This is a genomic window from Riemerella anatipestifer (genome assembly GCF_035666175.1).
Lineage (GTDB): Bacteria > Bacteroidota > Bacteroidia > Flavobacteriales > Weeksellaceae > Riemerella > Riemerella anatipestifer_D.
Genome location: NZ_CP142016.1, coordinates 1,970,279 through 1,988,283, shown reverse-complemented (window position 1 = coordinate 1,988,283; position 18,005 = coordinate 1,970,279). Strand labels below are relative to the sequence as shown.

The following is an 18,005-nucleotide window of genomic DNA, read 5'->3' as shown; positions in this document are numbered from 1 at the left end:
ATAATTTAATTTTAACTAAAAAAACACCTCACTAATATAGATAAAATTAGTGAGGCATTGTAAATTTTATATGAGATAATTTATCTTTTCACTGGAGCGATGTCCATAAGTTTCATAAACTCATCTAGTTTAGGCATAATGATGATTTCTGTTCTACGATTTTCTGCACGCCCAGACACACTCATATTAGTCGCCTTAGGGTTATACTCGCTACGTCCTCCAGCCGTAATTCTACTTGGATCTACCCCAAACTGATTTTGCAATACTTTAGCCACAGAAGTTGCTCTTAAAGCTGATAAATCCCAGTTATCTTTTGGTAAACTCGCAGAGTTAAGTGGTACATTATCCGTGTTTCCTTCGATTAAAACAGAGTATTTATCGTAGTCGTTAATCACTTTAGCTACCTTTCCTAGCACTTCTTGTGCCGCTGGAAGAATATTATAATCTCCTGATTTGTAAAGCATTTTATCAGAAAGTGAAATCATTACCACTCCTTTAAGTACCTTTACCTGAACATCTTGGTCAGCCACATTATCTAACGAACGCTTAAGTTTGTTAGACAATGCTAAATTTAAACTATCATTTCTTGCATTAGTAGAAATAAGTTGCTTAATATAAGCATTAGAAGCGTTAATCTCTCCAACTAATTTATCAATATTTGCAGAAGATTTTCCTGTATTAGAAAGACAAGCGTCTAACGAAGATTTAAGTGCTTCATTTTGTCTGTTCAGAAGGTCATTTTGACTTGTTAATCCTGCATTAGAGGATTTTAAATCTTGAATTTCTCTTTGACGTTCAGCCGCACTTTCTAGGCAGTCTTTGTAGTTAAGATTTAAGGCATCATACTGCTTTTTGCTAACGCACGAGGTCATTGCAAGTGCCATTGCCCCAACAGCTAAAATTTTTGTAAACTTCATCTTAATCATTTTTATATAGTTCTTCAAAGATAATAAAATTTGTGTGAAACCTAGATTTTTTAACCAAGATTAACAAAACCTAGACCAAACTATTCTTATCTGTATAGTTGAGTTTAAAGAATATTGCCGTCATAATTGAAAACGCTAGCAAAGAACTTCCTCCATAACTAAAATACGGCAACGGAATACCAACCGTAGGGAACAACCCCATTACCATCCCTATATTGATAGAAAAGTGCAACAATAAAATAGAGGCAAAACTGTAACCAAATACCCGATTAAAAGTGCTTTTTTGTTGTTCCGCTAAATAATATATTCTGCCAATATAAATAGCATAAAAAATAATTAGCAAAATACTACCTAGAAACCCCCATTCTTCGCCTACGGTACAGAAGATATAATCGGTCTCTTGCTCTGGCACAAATTTACCTTGTGTTACCGAACCTTGCTTATAGCCTTTACCAGTAAAACCTCCAGAACCAATAGCCGTTTTGGAATACAACAAATTATACCCCGAAGTATCTCTAAAAGCTCGCTCGCCTTTGTAAAGCACTTCTATTCTTTCTCTCTGATGTTTAGGCAATTTTTCCAGTATCATTTTGGAAGAATATGCCATTCCTCCCAACAGCAAAAATCCTAAAGCAATTGCAATAATATTAACGGGAATCCATTTAATTTTATTCTGATTAAAAAATAGGAGTAAAGCTAAAAAAACAAACGTAATGATAACAGCATAAATAGGGTTTATTTCCAAATTTATTTCTAAATACAACGAACCTAAAAACACTAAAGCAAAAATACCAATACCACCGAAAAACCACCCTGTAAGCCCTTCTCTATAAAGTGCTATCACAAAAGCCATAAAAACGAGTAAAGACCCAACATCAGGAATCATAAGCACCACCACCCCTGGTATTGCTATAATAGCAAATGCTGTGAGAAACGACCGTTTATCTTTAAGATTGAAATCAGGGTGTGAGGCATAATTGGCCAACATCAGAGCTGTACCAATTTTAGCAAATTCTACAGGTTGCATGGTTATTCCGCCAAACTTATACCAGTTCTTTTGTCCTAAAATTTCGGTTCCAAATGGAAACAATCCTATCAACAAAAGAACACCAAGTATGTAGAAAATGCCCGATAAATTCTCAAAAAACTTAGACCTTGTAACGAAAATAATAACCCCAACAAACAGAGAGATTCCGAAAAAAATAAGTTGTTTTTTTCCTAATCCTTCATCTACACTATTGATATTGAATATAGCAAAAATGCAGATAAGAATATAGAGCCCTATCCCAAGTTTATCTATTCCTTCTGCTTTGTCCATTTTTTACGCTTTTAAGTTTTAAAGAATCTATTTTTAGTTTTAGTTCTTGTTTCTTTTTCTCTGGAAGATTAATCTTCAGGCTATCTTGCATCTTCACAATTGCTAAGCTATCTGCATTAGGTTTATACAAGCCTTTTCGCTTTAAATCTTGTATCCATTGTCTTCTATACTCTGGCATAAAGCTAGAAGAAACCATTTTTCTATAAAGATGCTCTCTTTTAATTTCTCCTGTTAAATATTTTTCCGCTATAATCGTACAAGCAGGACCTGCCCATGTAGCACCAAAACCCGCATGTTCCATCACTGCTGCCACTACAATTTTAGGGTCTTCGGCAGGAGCTATCATAGTATAAATAGAGTTATCTTTACCTTGAGGTACCTGTGCTGTACCTGTTTTTGCCAATTGGGTAAAGTCATTAGATTTTAAACCTCTACCTGTTCCTCTAAGTACCACTGCTTCCATTCCTTTAAGAACCGCATCATAAAAGGCTCTATTTTGAACTAAAGTTTTATGCTTCTTCTTAAACCTAGGGTCTGGATTAGGTTTACCATCAACGGATTTCACAATATGAGGTGTGTAGAACCAACCCTTGTTAGCTATGGCTGCTGTAAAATTAGCCACTTGTAAAGGTGTTAAAAGTATATCCCCTTGTCCCATTCCGTTAAAGACAGCTCCCGTAGCTAGAGGATCCCACTTTTTAGCATCTCCCGTTCTACCACTCGCTTTGTAAATAGAAGCCATTCTTTTTTCATAAAACTCTCCACTAGGGATTTGCCCTTTAGCTCCCACCGCCAAATCGTTATTCAGATATACACCTAGCCCAAAGCTATTCATAATTTCCTTCCACTCATCAACTCCTTTAGACGGATTACCTGGGTACTTGTTAATAATGGCTAAGTAAGCGTAAGAAAAATAACAGTTACTAGATACTTGTATTGATGGAATCAGAGGGTCTGCACCACCATGACCTTTAATCCTTAATCCCCTATAATTAAAACCTCCTCCACAAGGGAATACGGTGTTTGGAGTCATCACGCCCATTTGCATCGCTGCTAGAGCAGTTACTAATTTAAAGGTAGAACCTGGTGGATAAGCCGCTTGGATAGACCTGTCAAACATGGGCATATCAAACTTATCCGTCTGAAGCCTGTAAATATTTTTATTTTTATCTGGACCTGTAAAAGCTGAAGGGGCTACATCTGGACCTGTAGCTAAAGCTAATATCTCTCCTGTTTTAGGGTCTAAAGCAACTATTGCTCCACGCTTATTTACCAGCATTTCCTCTGCAATTCTTTGCAAATCATAATCTATAGTAAGGGTTAAATCTTTCCCTGTAACGACTTCTTTATCTAGCTCCCCATCTTTGTAAGGTCCAATACTTCTTAGTTTAATATCTTTTTGTATGTATTGTACTCCTTTTTCTCCTCTGAGCTCCTTTTCATAGGACTTCTCTACACCTGATTTCCCTATGATGTCTCCAGGGAGGTAGTACAAAGAATCCTTTTTAATATCCGCCTGATTAACCTCATTCGTAAAACCAAGTAAATTACCTGAAGTACCTATCTCATACTTTCTTTGTGGACGAGTAACGATATTAAACGCTGGGTATTTAAAAATAAGTTCCTGAATTCTAGCCATTTCTTCTCTAGAAAGATTTTTCATGAAAGTCATTGGCTGTACTTTGGAGTAATACTGGTCTTTTTTTATCTCCTTGATTTTTTTTATAAAATCTTGCTTACTAATTCTAACCAAATTACAGAAACCAATAGTATCAAAATCTGGTCTCATAAGTGCTTGGGTAAACGAAATCTCATAAGATTGTTTATTCCCAACCAAAATTTTACCATTCCTATCGAATATAATACCTCTTTGTGGGATAATATATTCTGTTTTTATGGAGGTGTTTGCAGCGTTTAATGCATATCTATCTGTAAATAATTGCAAATAAGCCAATCTCGCTATAAAAATGACAGCGATAAGTGATAAAACGATACTAATTTTGTAAAAAGGTTTCAAACTTTTTGCTTGATTTTAAATATTAAAACATACAGCAAAATAAACACAAATGAAATAACCGAAGTTATTAAAACATTAAGGGATATTTCTAGAATTCTGTCCAGCTTAAAAAATTCTATAAACTGTACCAGTAGCTGATGTATCAATATACTAAAGAAAATATACATTAAAAACTGTGTCCACTGTATATTTTGAAATGAAAAACTATCTGTAGCTTCGTTATCTATTGAAGTTTTGAAAATAAGCGTTCTAAAGTAAGCGATAATCGTCATCGCTAAAGCATTGATACCCCATGTTCCTAAAAAAGCGTCTATCCCTAGACCTAAAAGAAAACCTACCACTAAAAACACATAAAGGTTTCGATAGAATGGATAAAACATAATAAGTACAGGATAAACCACAGGAGTATAAGCTCCCGCTATAGAGATTTTATTAAACAAAAATATCTGAGCTGTTACTAGAATAACCGAAAACAATATATCTGTAAAAATATTTCTACTTATCATCTTTCTTTATCACAGCGTTTAAACTATCCTGCACTTGTTGTAATTCCACTTTTTGTAGATTTTTTACAACAAACACTTTTTTAACATTCCCCATATCCTGACCAAGCTCTACGCTTATATCCCAGAATCCCGTTTTAGTATCTACCTGAAATCCAGCTATAGTTCCAATAGACACACCTGCTGGGAAAACATCAGACTTTCCATCAGTTACCACCGTATCTCCCACTTTTATAGGCACATACTTCGGAATATCTGATAAATGCATCACTCTAGAGTCATCTCCTCTCCAAGTAAGAGTTCCGAAATAACCTGTATTTTTAAGAGCCGCATTCACCCTCATTTTGTTCACACTAAGCACAGACTGTACAATAGAGTAATTATTCATACTGTTAATTACAATACCCGCTACTCCATTTGAGGCGATAACGCCCATTTTAGACTGCACTCCTTGATTTTTTCCTCTATTGATAGTGAAATAATTATCTCTTCTAATGATGGTGTTGCTCATCACATCAGCATCAATAATATGATAAATTTGTGAATTTTTATCCACATCCTTCACTCTGATATTTCTAGGGACACTCTTGTAGTTTTTACCATATACCTGCTCCATTAAAGCTTTATTCTGCTCTACTAATTCATCATTTATTTGTTTAAGCTTTAAATAGTTGGCTCCTTCATCTATATACCCAGAAACCCAAGAATTAAACGATGCCACTTGTCCTGCTAAAAAGGATTGTTGCATAGAATTCCGAGTGAAAATAAGAAACAAAGCTACTATTTGTAAAAAAACGAAAAATACAAATAAAGCATTTTTAGAAAAAAACCTCAGCAGATATCCCATAGAGGAAGTACTCTAAATTTTAATTATTTAATAAGAAAATTAAACTTATCCATATTTTTAAGAGCAATCCCTGTACCTCTTACAACCGCTCTTAGAGGGTCTTCAGCCACAAATACAGGAAGTCCTGTTTTCTTATGAAGTCTATCTGCTAAACCTCTCAACAATGCTCCACCTCCCGCTAAATAGATACCTGTTTTATAAATATCAGCTGCTAGTTCTGGCGGGGTCATAGAAAGAGTTTCCATTACCGCATCTTCTATTCTAATGATAGATTTGTCTAAGGCACGAGCTATCTCCTTGTAACCTATCATAATTTCTTTAGGTTTCCCCGTAATTAAATCTCTACCTTGTACTGGAATATCTTCTATGTCTATATCAAGCTCTTCAACAGCAGAACCAACTTCTATTTTAATTCTCTCTGCTGTTCTTTCCCCTATGAATAAATTGTGATGCGTTCTAAGATAGTAAGCAATATCGTTAGTAAATACATCTCCTGCAATCTTAACAGACTTATCACAAACAATACCTCCTAGTGCCACCACTGCAATCTCGGTAGTACCACCACCTATATCGATAATCATATTACCTTCAGGCTTTTGCACATCTATACCCACACCTATTGCAGCCGCCATTGGCTCGTAAATCAGCCTTACTTCTTTAGCATTAACCTTTTGAGCAGAATCTCTTACCGCTCTCTTCTCTACCTCAGTAATTCCTGAAGGAATACATATTACAATCTTCAACGCAGGCTGAAATAGTTTACCTTTAATCCCTGGAATTTGCTTAATAAATTCCTTTATCATATGCTCAGAAGCGTGAAAGTCTGCAATTACTCCATCTTTAAGCGGACGCACAGTTCTAATATCTTCATGCGTTTTACCTTGCATGTGTTTAGCCTGTTCTCCCACAGCAATAGGTCTCCCTGACTGTCTATCTATAGCTACAATAGAAGGTTGGTCTATAACAATTTTGTTATTATGTATAATTAGTGTGTTAGCTGTACCCAAATCTATCGCAATTTCCTGCGTAAATAAATCAAATAACCCCATTTTATTAGTAGTGTTTGTGATAAACTTATTTAAGTTTACAAAGATATAAATTTAGACTCACTTTAAATCATCTGATATTAAAAAAAATGTTAAAATTTAACTCCACACAAAAAGAGTAGCCAATTTAATAACCGCTACTCTTTTTATTATTTTTATGATTTTATTTTTGTCGGAAATAAACTTCTATCGGTACCCCTGTGAAACCAAACTCCTTACGCAACTGATTTTCTGTAAAGCGTTTGTATGGCTCTTTAACATACTGTGGTAAATTACAGAAAAATACAAACTGTGGTGATGGTGTAGGAAGTTGCACACAATATTTAATCTTAATGTATTTACCTTTAATAGCTGGAGGCGGCGTATGTTCAAACACAGGTAGCATTACCTCATTGAGTTTAGAAGTTTTGATTTTCTTTTTACGATTTTCATAGACTTCCATAGCCACTTCTACCGCTTTCAAAATCCTTTGCTTGGTAAGAGCAGAAATAAACAAAATAGGTACATCACTAAACTGCCCGATTCTCTTTTTGATATTATTCTTAAAATCCCTCATTGTGTTGGTTTCTTTCTCCACCAAATCCCATTTATTAACCAGAATCACAATGCCCTTTCTATTTTTCTGTGCGATACCAAAAATATTCATATCCTGAGACTCCCAACCTTGTGTTGCATCTACCATAATGACTACCACATCGGAATGCTCAATCGCCCTAACAGAACGCATTACAGAATAGAACTCCAAGTTTTCGCTCACTTTGGATTTTTTACGCATACCCGCCGTATCTACCAGTACAAACTCGTGTCCGAATTTATTATAGATGGTTTCTATACTATCTCTTGTTGTCCCAGCAATATCTGTTACAATATTTCTTTTATTGTCTAATAAAGCATTAGTAAGCGTAGATTTCCCTACATTAGGACGTCCTGCAATGGTAATTCTAGGCAGCCCATCAAAAGGGTCTTTGTACTCGGTGGTCGGGAAGTCCGCTACCACCGCATCTAACAAATCTCCTGTACCAGAACCTGTAGCAGAAGAAAGTGTATAATATTTTTCTATACCCAACTGATAAAACTCCGTTGCTGGCAATTCTTCCTTAGCCGAATCCACCTTGTTTACTACAATATAAACAGGCTTGTTAGCCCTTCTTAACAGCTCATGAATTTCTTGGTCGGTATCTGTTAAACCTTCTTCCACATTGAGCATAAATATAATAGAAGTTGCTTCATCTACCGCTAATTGCACTTGATGACGAATTTCTTCCTCAAAAATATCATCAGTACCTACATCATATCCTCCTGTATCTATTACCGTAAACTCTACTCCGTTCCATTCGGATTTACCGTAATGGCGGTCTCTTGTAACTCCCGCTACAGAATCTACTATAGCTTCTCTTCTTTCTAGAAGCCTGTTGAATAAAGTGGATTTTCCTACATTAGGACGCCCCACTATGGCTACAATATTCGACATATCAAAAAATGTTTAATAAAATTTTATTAATGGGTTACTCCAACTTTTGGAGCCCAATTTTTTTTGCAAAGATAGTTTAATTATAAATAATAATAAGTTTTAGCTATTTTACCTCTAATCCCATCATAAACAAAGCCTAGGCCTACACTTGCCTAAGCTTTGTCTTCGTTATAATTTATACTCTTAATTACCTATTCCGCTTGTCTAAATACCAATCCACTCTCTTTGAAATAATCTAAAATAATGCGGTCGCCATCGTTCACATTACCTGCGAGAATTTCTTTAGAAAGCTGGTTAAGTACCTCCTGTTGCAATAATCTTTTGAGCGGTCTTGCCCCAAACGAAGGGTCATAACCTTTCTCTCTGATGTAGTTTAATGCATCTTCGGTAGATGTTAAAATGATATTTTTCTTTTCCAGCATCTTATTAAAGCCTCTAAGCAAGTATTGTATAATCTTACCTATTTCCTTCTTATTAAGTGGTTGAAAGAGCACCACCTCATCTATCCTATTGATAAACTCTGGACACAACGACTGTTTAAGCACTCCAAAAACTTCCTCTTTAGTTTTAGAAACTATTTCTTCCTGATTTTCTTCTGTAAGCCCTTCAAAATTTTCTTGAATAATATGAGAACCTAAGTTAGAAGTCATAATCACGATGGTGTTTTTGAAATTAACAACACGACCTTTATTATCCGTAAGCCTTCCGTCGTCTAACACCTGCAATAAGGTATTGAATACATCAGGGTGAGCCTTTTCTATCTCGTCTAAAAGCACTACCGAATAAGGTCTTCTTCTCACCGCTTCCGTAAGTTGTCCGCCCTCGTCGTAGCCTACATACCCTGGAGGAGCACCCACCAATCTAGACACCGAATGACGCTCTTGATACTCACTCATATCAATACGAGTCATATTATTTTCATCATCAAACAGGAACTCTGCTAATGCTTTTGCCAGTTCGGTTTTACCTACTCCCGTAGTTCCTAAAAATAGGAATGAACCAATTGGTTTCTTCTCATCATTAAGCCCTGCACGATTTCTTCTGATAGCGTTAGCTACAGCTTCTATAGCTTCCTCTTGCCCCACTACTCTTTTATGAAGCTCGTCTTCTAGGTGAAGTAATTTTTCTCTCGCGCTTTGGAGTAGCTTTGTTACAGGAATCCCCGTCCATTTAGAAATAACTTCGGAAATATGCTCTGCCGTTACCTCTTCTTTAATGAGTTCATTTTGGTTATTCTGCATAAGGAGTTCTATCTTACGAAGTTCCTCCTCTTTTTCCCTTAGCTTACCATACTGAATTTCTGAAACCTTAGCATAGTCGCCTAATCTCTGAGCCCTTTCCGCTTCTAGCTTCAACGCCTCAATATCCTTTTTAATCTGAGTTAAATCTTCAGACTTTTGTTTTTCTTGTAGCCACTTTGCATTGATTTCGTTTCTTTCCTCGGTTACCTTAGCTATATCCTCTTTAAGGTGGTCTATTTTAGTTTGATTACCTTCTCTAGAAATTGCAGCGAGTTCTATCTCTAGCTGCATCAATTTTCTATCTAAAATATCCAACTCTTCAGGCTTGGAGTTGATTTCCATTCTTAATTTAGAAGAAGCCTCATCTATCAAGTCAATAGCTTTGTCTGGAAGAAAACGGTCTGATATATAACGCTGAGACATTTTCACCGCAGCGATAATAGTTTCATCTTTAATCCTGATTTTATGATGGAACTCGTACTTATCCTTAATCCCCCTCAAAATAGAAATAGCCGACTCCGTGTCTGGTTCTTCCACCATTACTTTTTGAAAACGGCGTTCCAATGCTTTATCTTTTTCAAAATATTTTTGATACTCGTTAAGTGTCGTTGCTCCTATGGCTCTAAGCTCTCCTCTAGCCAAAGCTGGTTTTAGGATATTAGCCGCATCCATAGCTCCTTCTCCACCTCCAGCACCTACTAGAGTATGTATTTCATCTATAAAAAGAATGATTTGCCCATCTGATTTCGTTACTTCATTAACCACAGATTTCAGACGCTCTTCAAACTCTCCTTTATATTTAGCTCCCGCAACCAACGCCCCCATATCTAAGGAATAAAGCGTTTTATCCATTAGATTTTCAGGCACATCTCCAGAAATAATCCTATGAGCAATCCCTTCGGCAATGGCGGTTTTACCAACCCCAGGTTCTCCTATAAGGATAGGGTTGTTTTTGGTTCTCCTAGAGAGAATCTGCAATACACGGCGGATTTCCTCATCTCTACCAATCACAGGGTCTAGTTTACCCTCCGCAGCGAGTTCATTAAAATTCTTAGCGTATTTGCTCAAACTTTGATAAGTCTCCTCCGAACTCGCCGAAGTAGCCTTACTCCCTTTCCTAAGCTCTTTTATTCCTGCTTCTAGCAAAGCTCTAGTAACTCCCATATCTTTAAGTAAAGAAGATACTGGTGACGAAACCTCTATTAAAGCCAACCAAAGGTGCTCTATGGTAACATATTCATCTCCCATTTTTTTAGCCAAATTAGGAGCTTCCAAAAGTACTCTATTACCTGATTGAGAAAGACACAAACTACCACCTTCTACCTTAGGAAGAGTTTCTAAGTTTTGCCTGTTACGCTCTCTGATGAGAGTAGCATCTGCTTCTGATTTTTTTAGTAGAAAGCTAGAAATGGTATCATCGCTTTCAAAAATACCCTCCAAAATATGTTGAGGTTCTATACTTTGGTGCCCGAACGCCATAGCTAACTGCTGTGCTTTCTGAATCACCTCTTGTGATTTTACTGTAAACTGATTTAAATTCATAATGATATATGTGATTTTTGTTTAAACTTTATTTTTACACTCTGAGATTAACAAAAAGCGTTCTATCATAAAAACCACCTAAAAACAAGACAAAATTTCCTATTTTACATTTACAAAACCAATAAAATAAGACATATTTTCTTGTTTTGTTTAAAATATTATCAACTTAAAGAAAAAAAATAAAAGCATCACCAACTTGAAAAAAGGTAGAAGATATTTGTCTAGTAGATAAATAGTTTATACATTTGTCTCGTCTTTATGCAATACACTATCAACAACATACAAGAAAATGTGAAAAAGTTACAGAATTATTTGGCTGTTCCAAATAATTTCGTAAACACACACAGATAGTTTCGTGGGTATGTGCTGTATTATCTAGAAAATTCTTTAGACTTTTATCGTTAAACCAAAATATTGTTCCGCCAACTTTCGTTGGGGGCTTTTGGTGTTTATACTATTCTAAACTCGTTGTGCATTTTAAATAATACTGATTTTTAGATGATTTAATTTTCTTTGGAACTCGTTGTGCATTTTAAATAATACTGATTTTTAGATGATTTAATTTTCTTTGGAAGATAAATTTATTGATATATTGAATAACCGTTGCGGCGGTTATTTTACTGATTATCCTTGTTTTAAAGCCTTCAAAAGTTTTAGCATAGTTTCTTTTAATCATAAATTGGTCGCAAAGTTGAGAGAAAAATGTCTCAATTCGTTTTCGCTTTTTCTTGTACAATGAAAATTGAGGAATATAATCTTTCTGATTACTTCTCATTGGTGTATCTAATTTAATATTAGCATAGTTAAATAAATCTATTTGAACTTTTGCTGATAAATAGCCTCTATCTCCAATTAAAGTACAGTTTCGCATTTGCTCACCAATATCTTTTAAATAGTGGATGTCGTGAACGGATGCAGGGCTTATATCAAAATTCTTAATCAACACCATTTAAAGAACATACTGCGTGTAGTTTATAGCCATAGAAATATAATTTCTGTGAAGCACAATAACCATATGTTGGTGAAGAATAGGATTGCTCTTTACAAATTTTTGAACGAGTAGAACGAGCGTTTTCACAAACTTTCATTGGCATGCTATCAACGATAAAAATATCTTCAAACTCATTGAACTCCATCGAAATACGCTGTCTAATTTGCTCTGTTTGTAGGGATAGTCTTCGTTTTCGCTTATTGTAAACACTTCTTTCAATTTTGTTTATCAGAGAGTTTGGCAATTTTCTAAATAACTGTAATTCGCTATCAATACTCAAGTATTCAGCAGTAATATTAAGACTTATGACTTCTAAATCGCTCATTTTAGGTGTTCTTCTCTGATAACTAATCAGTTGATTTTCTGAAAAAAGTCCTAAAACTTCCAAAATTCTTTCATATATTTGCTCTAAGTTGTTCATTTATATCGTTTTATAGCAAAAACAATATACTGATTTTCAGTCTAATAAACAACTCTTGTTTTTTTCATTTCATAATGCACAACGGGTTATTCTAATTTTAGCTTTCATCAATATTTACTAAAAGCACCATTGTTTTGTCTTAAAACATGGTCGTTCTTGTTGGGTGCTTTTAGTGTTCAGAAAGGGAGCTTCAGCTTTCTTTCTGCTTTAGCCTTTCCTCTCGTTTTGTGTGTGTTTAGAGGGGAAAGGCGTTTTTTAATGTTAGAGCTTAGAGGTGAGATATTAGAGCTTAGTATTATCTCAATTCAATCCTTAAGTCTAACATCTAATCTCCAATATCTAAAATCTAACCCTTTAAATATTATAAATTATGTCAATTAAGTACAAAACCATTCAGAAAGCCCAGCCAGGTGTGGCGGGTGGAGGCGACAAAAAATTCTATGCATCGCCTGTGTATCAAGGAGAGAAGACTCTAGAAGGTCTTACCAAAGACATCGAGAAGATTTCCACCGTAAGTGGAGCAGACATTAGAGCGGTGCTTTACGCCCTCGTAGATGTGATGCAAACCTCATTATCAGAAGGACGAATTGTAAGACTAGGCGAACTCGGCAGTATGAGAGTGAGCCTTAGCAGCGAGGGTAAAGCCAAAGAAGAGGAAGTAACTTCGGCAGCGATTAGAAACACAAAAGTACTATTTACCCCAGGGTCTGACCTTAAAAAGATGCTACAAACGCTGAAGTTTGAGAAAGCCTAGCCACCCACAAAAAATTTCCTAGCTAGGGAATGGTAATTCTCAAGCTAGGAAATCTTAATTCCCTAGTTAGGAAATTCTAAACGCTACGCTAGGGAATTTTTAACCCAAAGAATAACAAAGAAAAAATTAAACAAAATCATTAACAACTTTAAAATTAAATTTTATGAAAGCAAAGACTACAAAATTATATAGGGCATAAATAGAAATATACAATAACATAATAAATAAAAAAGCCCGAAAAAAGCCTATGAATAAAGGGTTTACAGAGAAAAAAGCCTAAAAAATAAAAAGAAACGAAATGTACAGAAACTACCATTTACTACCATTTTATTACCATTGCAAAGAGCTTTAATTTCTCTTTTAAGGGCAATAACTACCATTACCGTATAGAAAACCCCGTAAAACTACCTTAAACCTAATAAAAACGCCCCTTTTGGGGCTTTTTTTATACCTTGTACTGAATGAATACGGAACCATATTGGTGGCATTAACAAAATAGGACACTATACCCCGCAAAAGATGTATTTTTTATGTTAGGGAGACATTTAGGGAGATACTTAGGGAGACAAAAATATTGTTTTTTTTAACTTTATAAGAGGGTGTTTATACATTTTTACTGCAACTTAACGCCTTTTTTTTAGTTATAATGTGGGTGTTTAACACTTTTAATGCAAGTTTAAATAAATGTAAAATATTGTTTATCAGTTATTTAAAACGAAAAACCTATCTTTTATACCTATTTTCGCTATTGTTTCTTACAGCTTTACCGTACTACCCTACAAATACAGGGTCAGAGCTGTACTCTTTTACCACCCTACCCAAGACTAAGAAAATTCTTCTGATATTTTCTTTTCTTATTTTAAATGGCTCGTGGACTAGCTGTCCGTCGGGATAAGTTTCTGTATTGGTGCTGTACGCCATAATGCACTCATCATCCATTTTACAGGTTTGCATTCGCTTGGTTACTCTTATTTCGTCTGTTTCTATAACATAATTTCTACCCCAAACAATGCTATTAGTGTCGTAGATACGCTTTAAGGCTAGTATGCAGCCGTTAGGATATTCCACCATACTGGTGCCGTAGTGTCTAATAGCAGCTGTGGCACTCGGGAACCAATCTCCTGCGTCTATATAGTCTGTGGCCACGGATACTGCGTTGTAGGTATCTGCGACCAAATCTGTTCCTCCAATGGTTGCTACATCATCATAGAAAGGGATTAAATTTTTAGATTTTTCTACTTCGCCACCTTGTTTACTTTTTAGCATCTCTCCCTTACCTGTCAATAGCCATTCTGGATTCAATTCGGTGCATTTTGTATATAATAACTCTATATCATATGTGTTTCTTGCCCTCCATTTTGATATATTTTGAGCAGGTATGCCTAAAAAACGAGCGAATTCAGCATCAGAGGAAAATTTTTTATACTCTTTTATTTTATTTAAAATCAATGATTTATCCATTTTTTAAACTATTTTATGTAAAAAATGTACTCAAATATTTGTTATTAAGTACAAAATGTATTTATATTTGCCCTGTAAAACAATTGTAAACAATTTGAACAATGGACAAAAGTACGAAAAAAACAAAGCACTATAATATCTACAATAAAGATATTATCCGAAAATTAAGGAAGAAATACGGCACTTCGCCACACTTCATCTACGCCAGCCTGCGCGGCGACCGCACCAGCGAAACCTCCATCAAAATATGCGAGGATTACAGAAAAGCCGAAGTAGAAATTAATAAAACATTAGCTAAGATATAAACCAAAAAATTATGAAATCACAAAAAATTACAAAAAAAGGAGACTTAGAAATAGGTAAATGCTACAGGGACGGCGATAGCTTTTATTATGTAACAGGTCGCGTGGAATGTTATGAACGCTCTTTTCTAGAGGCTATAAGTTTTGATTTTGATGAAATGGAAGTAGACCTATCCACTCCATATATAGAAGATATAGTAGAAGAAGGAGATTTTGAGGAGATTTCTCTCAAAATGTTTTTAGACTCATTTAAAACCTTTAAAAAAGAGAAAGAAGAATACCTACTACTAGAAACGGATACACTAGCCTTAGCAGATTTAGAATTAAGAAAAATACCAAATCAATGAAAAACCCTATCCACCGCATTTTTTGCATACGCACGAAAGTTATTCGCAATTACGAAGACCTTTCAAAATCTACAAAGCAGGAAAAATACCTTCTATTTGGTAAGCTCATAAAAACGACCCTCCGCAGGGCAACCCGTGAGGAAATATTAAAGTCTTTCAACTCTTTATAAAACGGATACTTAAAAATAATAATTATGAAAGGTACAAATCTTAACGAAATTTTGAATAAAAACATCACTTACCGCCAATACAAACAGGCGGTACATAGGGGGCAAATTATCATTGTAAAAAGAGGATATGGAAAATCTCCCACTCTAATAGATGCAGGCTCTCCCTGTTTTATGCGTCAAGACAAACCAAATCCGAGTACGGCATCTCTATAAGTTTTGAATGTAAAATATAATATCCGTGATGCAAAGCAAAGGTCTTTATAATATCATTAAAATCAGAATGAAAAATATAATTATTAGCTGGGAAATAGATGTTTACAAAAAGAGAATGTTCGTCGGGGATGTGGGTGTCATACCAAAAAGAGAAAGCAGAGCAAAGATGATGAACAAATTCTTTTTCAAGAGAGTGGGTATTAGCAACTTCCAAATGCAATTGTAATGCAACCATCATACATTCAATATTTTCTGAAACCATATCACTATTATTTTTGATTAGACACCACAAACCTAACGAAGTGGTTCGCCGTATGGCAAATATAGTGATTTATCCCGAGCCAATGCGATTGGTTAAGCGGAGCGAAACCGCCTCGGGAGCAACTTATAAACCTAAAAATAAGTGTACGACTATCAAAAAAACATATTATCCATACCTGCAAAACTTCTCTACGAAGACTGGGCATTGATTAGTTATGATTACTATAAGATGCTTTGTCGCAGAGGTAAGTTGGTTCGCACCAATGAAGGTAAAGGACTTGGAAATCAAGCGTGGGTGTCGTTTCACGATTTGCCTGTAGTAAAAGGAGTGGATATTAAAGAGTTTTGTTTGCGTACGCTCGGAAAACCCGAAGATGTTTTAGTAAAAAATTTGCTAGAGGGCGAAATTGTTCCAGACCCAAAGGCGATTGACTTCTACGCACAACACAGGAAGCCCAACGGTAAGCCGCTTAATTTTAATCAGCAAAGAGAAAAAGCCACCAACGCCATGATTTTAAACGCCATTGAAACCATAATGAAAGACCGTGTAAAAAGCAATAAAATATTCGGTAAGAAGAAAACCCAAATATGGCAAAACATCAGCGATGCCGTTAATGCAATTAACACAGATAAATGGCTTTACAATCTACCGAGCAATCCAAGAAGTCTGCAAAGAAAATACAACGAATATTTAAAGGATAGATATATGGCATTTATCCATAAGGGCGAAGGCTCAGACAATGCAAGAAAGGTAAATGAGGATATAGAAATGCTCATCATTAGCTTGTATTGTTTGCCTAATAAGCCTTATATGAAAAGCACTCACGATATGTATTTGCAGTTTATGGGTGGAGCTTTGGAAGTGTACGACCTGCAAACGGGCGAGCTTTACGAGCGTGAAAACTTTTTTGATGAAAAAGGTAAAATGGTAGAAATATCCGAAAGTACCATCAACAACTATATCAATAAGCCCGAAAACCAAATCATTATAGCGAAGTTCAGAAATGGCGACTACGATTATAACCACAAAGTACGCCCACATGTACACCGCCACGCACCAATGTTCTCGATGAGTAAAATATCACTTGACGACCGTGATATTATGCACCATAAGTTGCCCGATGGCTCTAAAGTGATGGCTTACTATGCCTTTGACGATTTGAGCGGTGCGATGATAGGGATTGCCCACAGTAAGAGTAAAAACCACGAGTTATTTTTGGACTGTCTCCGCAATATGTTTCAGTTTACTGCCTCTCACGGCTTAGGTATTCCGATGCAAATGGAGGTTGAAAAACACTTAGTAAGCGATTTTTCGGAGGGACTAATGAAGGCGGGTAATGTATTTCCTTTCGTTCGTTGGTGTAACCCTACTAACTCGCAAGAGAAGTATGCAGAAAACCGCATTAGAGCCAAGAAATATGGAACCGAAAAAGATAGACACCAGAATGTTGGTCGCCACTATGCAAGGCTGGAAAGCAACCGAGTAACAAGACAAAAGATATTTGACGAGCAAAACGACAACTACAAGTTTGCCAAAGCTAATTACGAGCAAATAGTGGCGTGGGAACTAGAAGAACAACGCCTATTTAATAATGAGCTACATCACGACCAAGAGCGTTTCCCTGGGAAAACTCGCTTAGAGGTCTTTTTGGAAAATATAAACCCTAATTTACCAAAGCTCAACAAAGCACTCTTGTCACAGTTCATTGGTGAGCATACCGTAACAACTATTCGCAGAAACCAATATGTAACGGTTCAGTATGGCAAGTACCAATTACCAAACCCGCAAGTGGTTACGATGCTGGCACCAAACAATTACAAGGTAGATGCTTACTATATGCCTGTGGATGGCGAAGTAACGGAAATTTACCTCTATCAAAATGGCGAATACTTATGTAAGTGCGAACCTGTACCAACTTTCAACCGTTCAAACGCAGAGTGGACAGAGACAGATGCCGAAAAGTACAAACAAGCGATGGACTATATCCGCAAGTTTGATGCTTTTGAAAAAGAAATAAGAACCAAAAAGCTCAGCAAATTAGGAACAATGCAAAGCACCAATAGTTTTATAGATGTAGAGTGCGAAGTGGTGGAAACGAAAGAGAAAGAAGAATATGTCCATATAGAAAATCATCAAGACCAAAGAAGCAGAGCTATTAACGATTTGTAAAAAA

Annotated in this window: 14 protein-coding genes and 1 pseudogene; 4 read left to right on the top strand and 11 right to left on the bottom strand. The window is 35.8% G+C overall.

Annotated elements, in window-relative coordinates:
* Positions 1-80: 80 nt before the first annotated feature.
* From VIX88_RS09950 to VIX88_RS09910, 9 genes and pseudogenes are all read right to left on the bottom strand, one after another.
* Positions 81-917 (bottom strand): OmpA/MotB family protein, encoded by an 837-nt coding sequence (locus VIX88_RS09950; protein WP_014937570.1) that lies wholly within the window; start codon positions 915-917, stop codon positions 81-83.
* A gap of 79 nt (positions 918-996) precedes the next feature.
* Positions 997-2,244, bottom strand: coding sequence for a rod shape-determining protein RodA (gene rodA, locus VIX88_RS09945; RefSeq protein ID WP_064970763.1), 1,248 nt, complete (start codon positions 2,242-2,244; stop codon positions 997-999).
* A complete protein-coding gene (locus VIX88_RS09940; RefSeq protein ID WP_064970761.1) occupies positions 2,219-4,261 on the bottom strand; it encodes a peptidoglycan D,D-transpeptidase FtsI family protein in 2,043 nt (680 codons plus the stop codon). Before VIX88_RS09940 ends, rodA begins: the two co-directional genes overlap by 26 nt.
* Positions 4,258-4,767 carry a rod shape-determining protein MreD gene (locus VIX88_RS09935; protein WP_064970759.1) on the bottom strand — a complete coding sequence of 170 codons (510 nt, stop codon included), beginning with the start codon at positions 4,765-4,767 and terminating at the stop codon, positions 4,258-4,260. The genes VIX88_RS09940 and VIX88_RS09935 overlap by 4 nt, the downstream gene beginning before the upstream one ends.
* Entirely contained in the window at positions 4,757-5,611 is an 855-nt protein-coding gene (mreC, locus tag VIX88_RS09930; protein WP_004916357.1) for a rod shape-determining protein MreC, read from the bottom strand. The genes VIX88_RS09935 and mreC overlap by 11 nt, the downstream gene beginning before the upstream one ends.
* A 23-nt stretch (positions 5,612-5,634) precedes the next feature.
* On the bottom strand, positions 5,635-6,660 hold the full coding sequence (locus VIX88_RS09925) for a rod shape-determining protein (protein ID WP_004916356.1): 1,026 nt from the start codon (positions 6,658-6,660) through the stop codon (positions 5,635-5,637).
* Between the two features lie 160 nt (positions 6,661-6,820).
* Positions 6,821-8,128: a ribosome biogenesis GTPase Der gene (der, locus tag VIX88_RS09920; RefSeq protein ID WP_109475423.1), complete on the bottom strand. Its 1,308-nt coding sequence runs from the start codon at positions 8,126-8,128 to the stop codon at positions 6,821-6,823.
* A gap of 191 nt (positions 8,129-8,319) precedes the next feature.
* Complete coding sequence (gene clpB / locus VIX88_RS09915) at positions 8,320-10,911, bottom strand: ATP-dependent chaperone ClpB (protein ID WP_064970752.1); 2,592 nt, start codon at positions 10,909-10,911, stop codon at positions 8,320-8,322.
* A gap of 532 nt (positions 10,912-11,443) precedes the next feature.
* Positions 11,444-12,323 (bottom strand): annotated as a pseudogene (locus VIX88_RS09910) (IS982-like element ISRa1 family transposase).
* Between the two features lie 370 nt (positions 12,324-12,693).
* On the opposite strand from VIX88_RS09910, the gene VIX88_RS09905 reads away from it, so the two are divergent.
* Positions 12,694-13,077, top strand: coding sequence for an HU family DNA-binding protein (locus tag VIX88_RS09905; protein ID WP_064970198.1), 384 nt, complete (start codon positions 12,694-12,696; stop codon positions 13,075-13,077).
* Between the two features lie 771 nt (positions 13,078-13,848).
* On the opposite strand, the gene VIX88_RS09900 is transcribed toward VIX88_RS09905, so the two are convergent.
* On the bottom strand, positions 13,849-14,538 hold the full coding sequence (locus tag VIX88_RS09900) for a LexA family transcriptional regulator (protein WP_064970199.1): 690 nt from the start codon (positions 14,536-14,538) through the stop codon (positions 13,849-13,851).
* Positions 14,539-14,639: 101 nt separating this feature from the next.
* Between VIX88_RS09900 and VIX88_RS09895 the strand changes: the two genes are divergently transcribed.
* Together VIX88_RS09895 and VIX88_RS09890 are read left to right on the top strand one after the other, a co-directional pair.
* Positions 14,640-14,843: a hypothetical protein gene (locus VIX88_RS09895; protein ID WP_064970200.1), complete on the top strand. Its 204-nt coding sequence runs from the start codon at positions 14,640-14,642 to the stop codon at positions 14,841-14,843.
* A gap of 11 nt (positions 14,844-14,854) precedes the next feature.
* Complete coding sequence (locus tag VIX88_RS09890) at positions 14,855-15,187, top strand: hypothetical protein (protein ID WP_064970201.1); 333 nt, start codon at positions 14,855-14,857, stop codon at positions 15,185-15,187.
* Between the two features lie 339 nt (positions 15,188-15,526).
* On the opposite strand, the gene VIX88_RS09885 is transcribed toward VIX88_RS09890, so the two are convergent.
* Complete coding sequence (locus VIX88_RS09885; protein ID WP_127919937.1) at positions 15,527-15,832, bottom strand: hypothetical protein; 306 nt, start codon at positions 15,830-15,832, stop codon at positions 15,527-15,529.
* Between the two features lie 141 nt (positions 15,833-15,973).
* On the opposite strand from VIX88_RS09885, the gene VIX88_RS09880 reads away from it, so the two are divergent.
* Entirely contained in the window at positions 15,974-18,001 is a 2,028-nt protein-coding gene (locus tag VIX88_RS09880; protein WP_064970204.1) for a hypothetical protein, read from the top strand.
* Positions 18,002-18,005 lie beyond the last annotated feature (4 nt).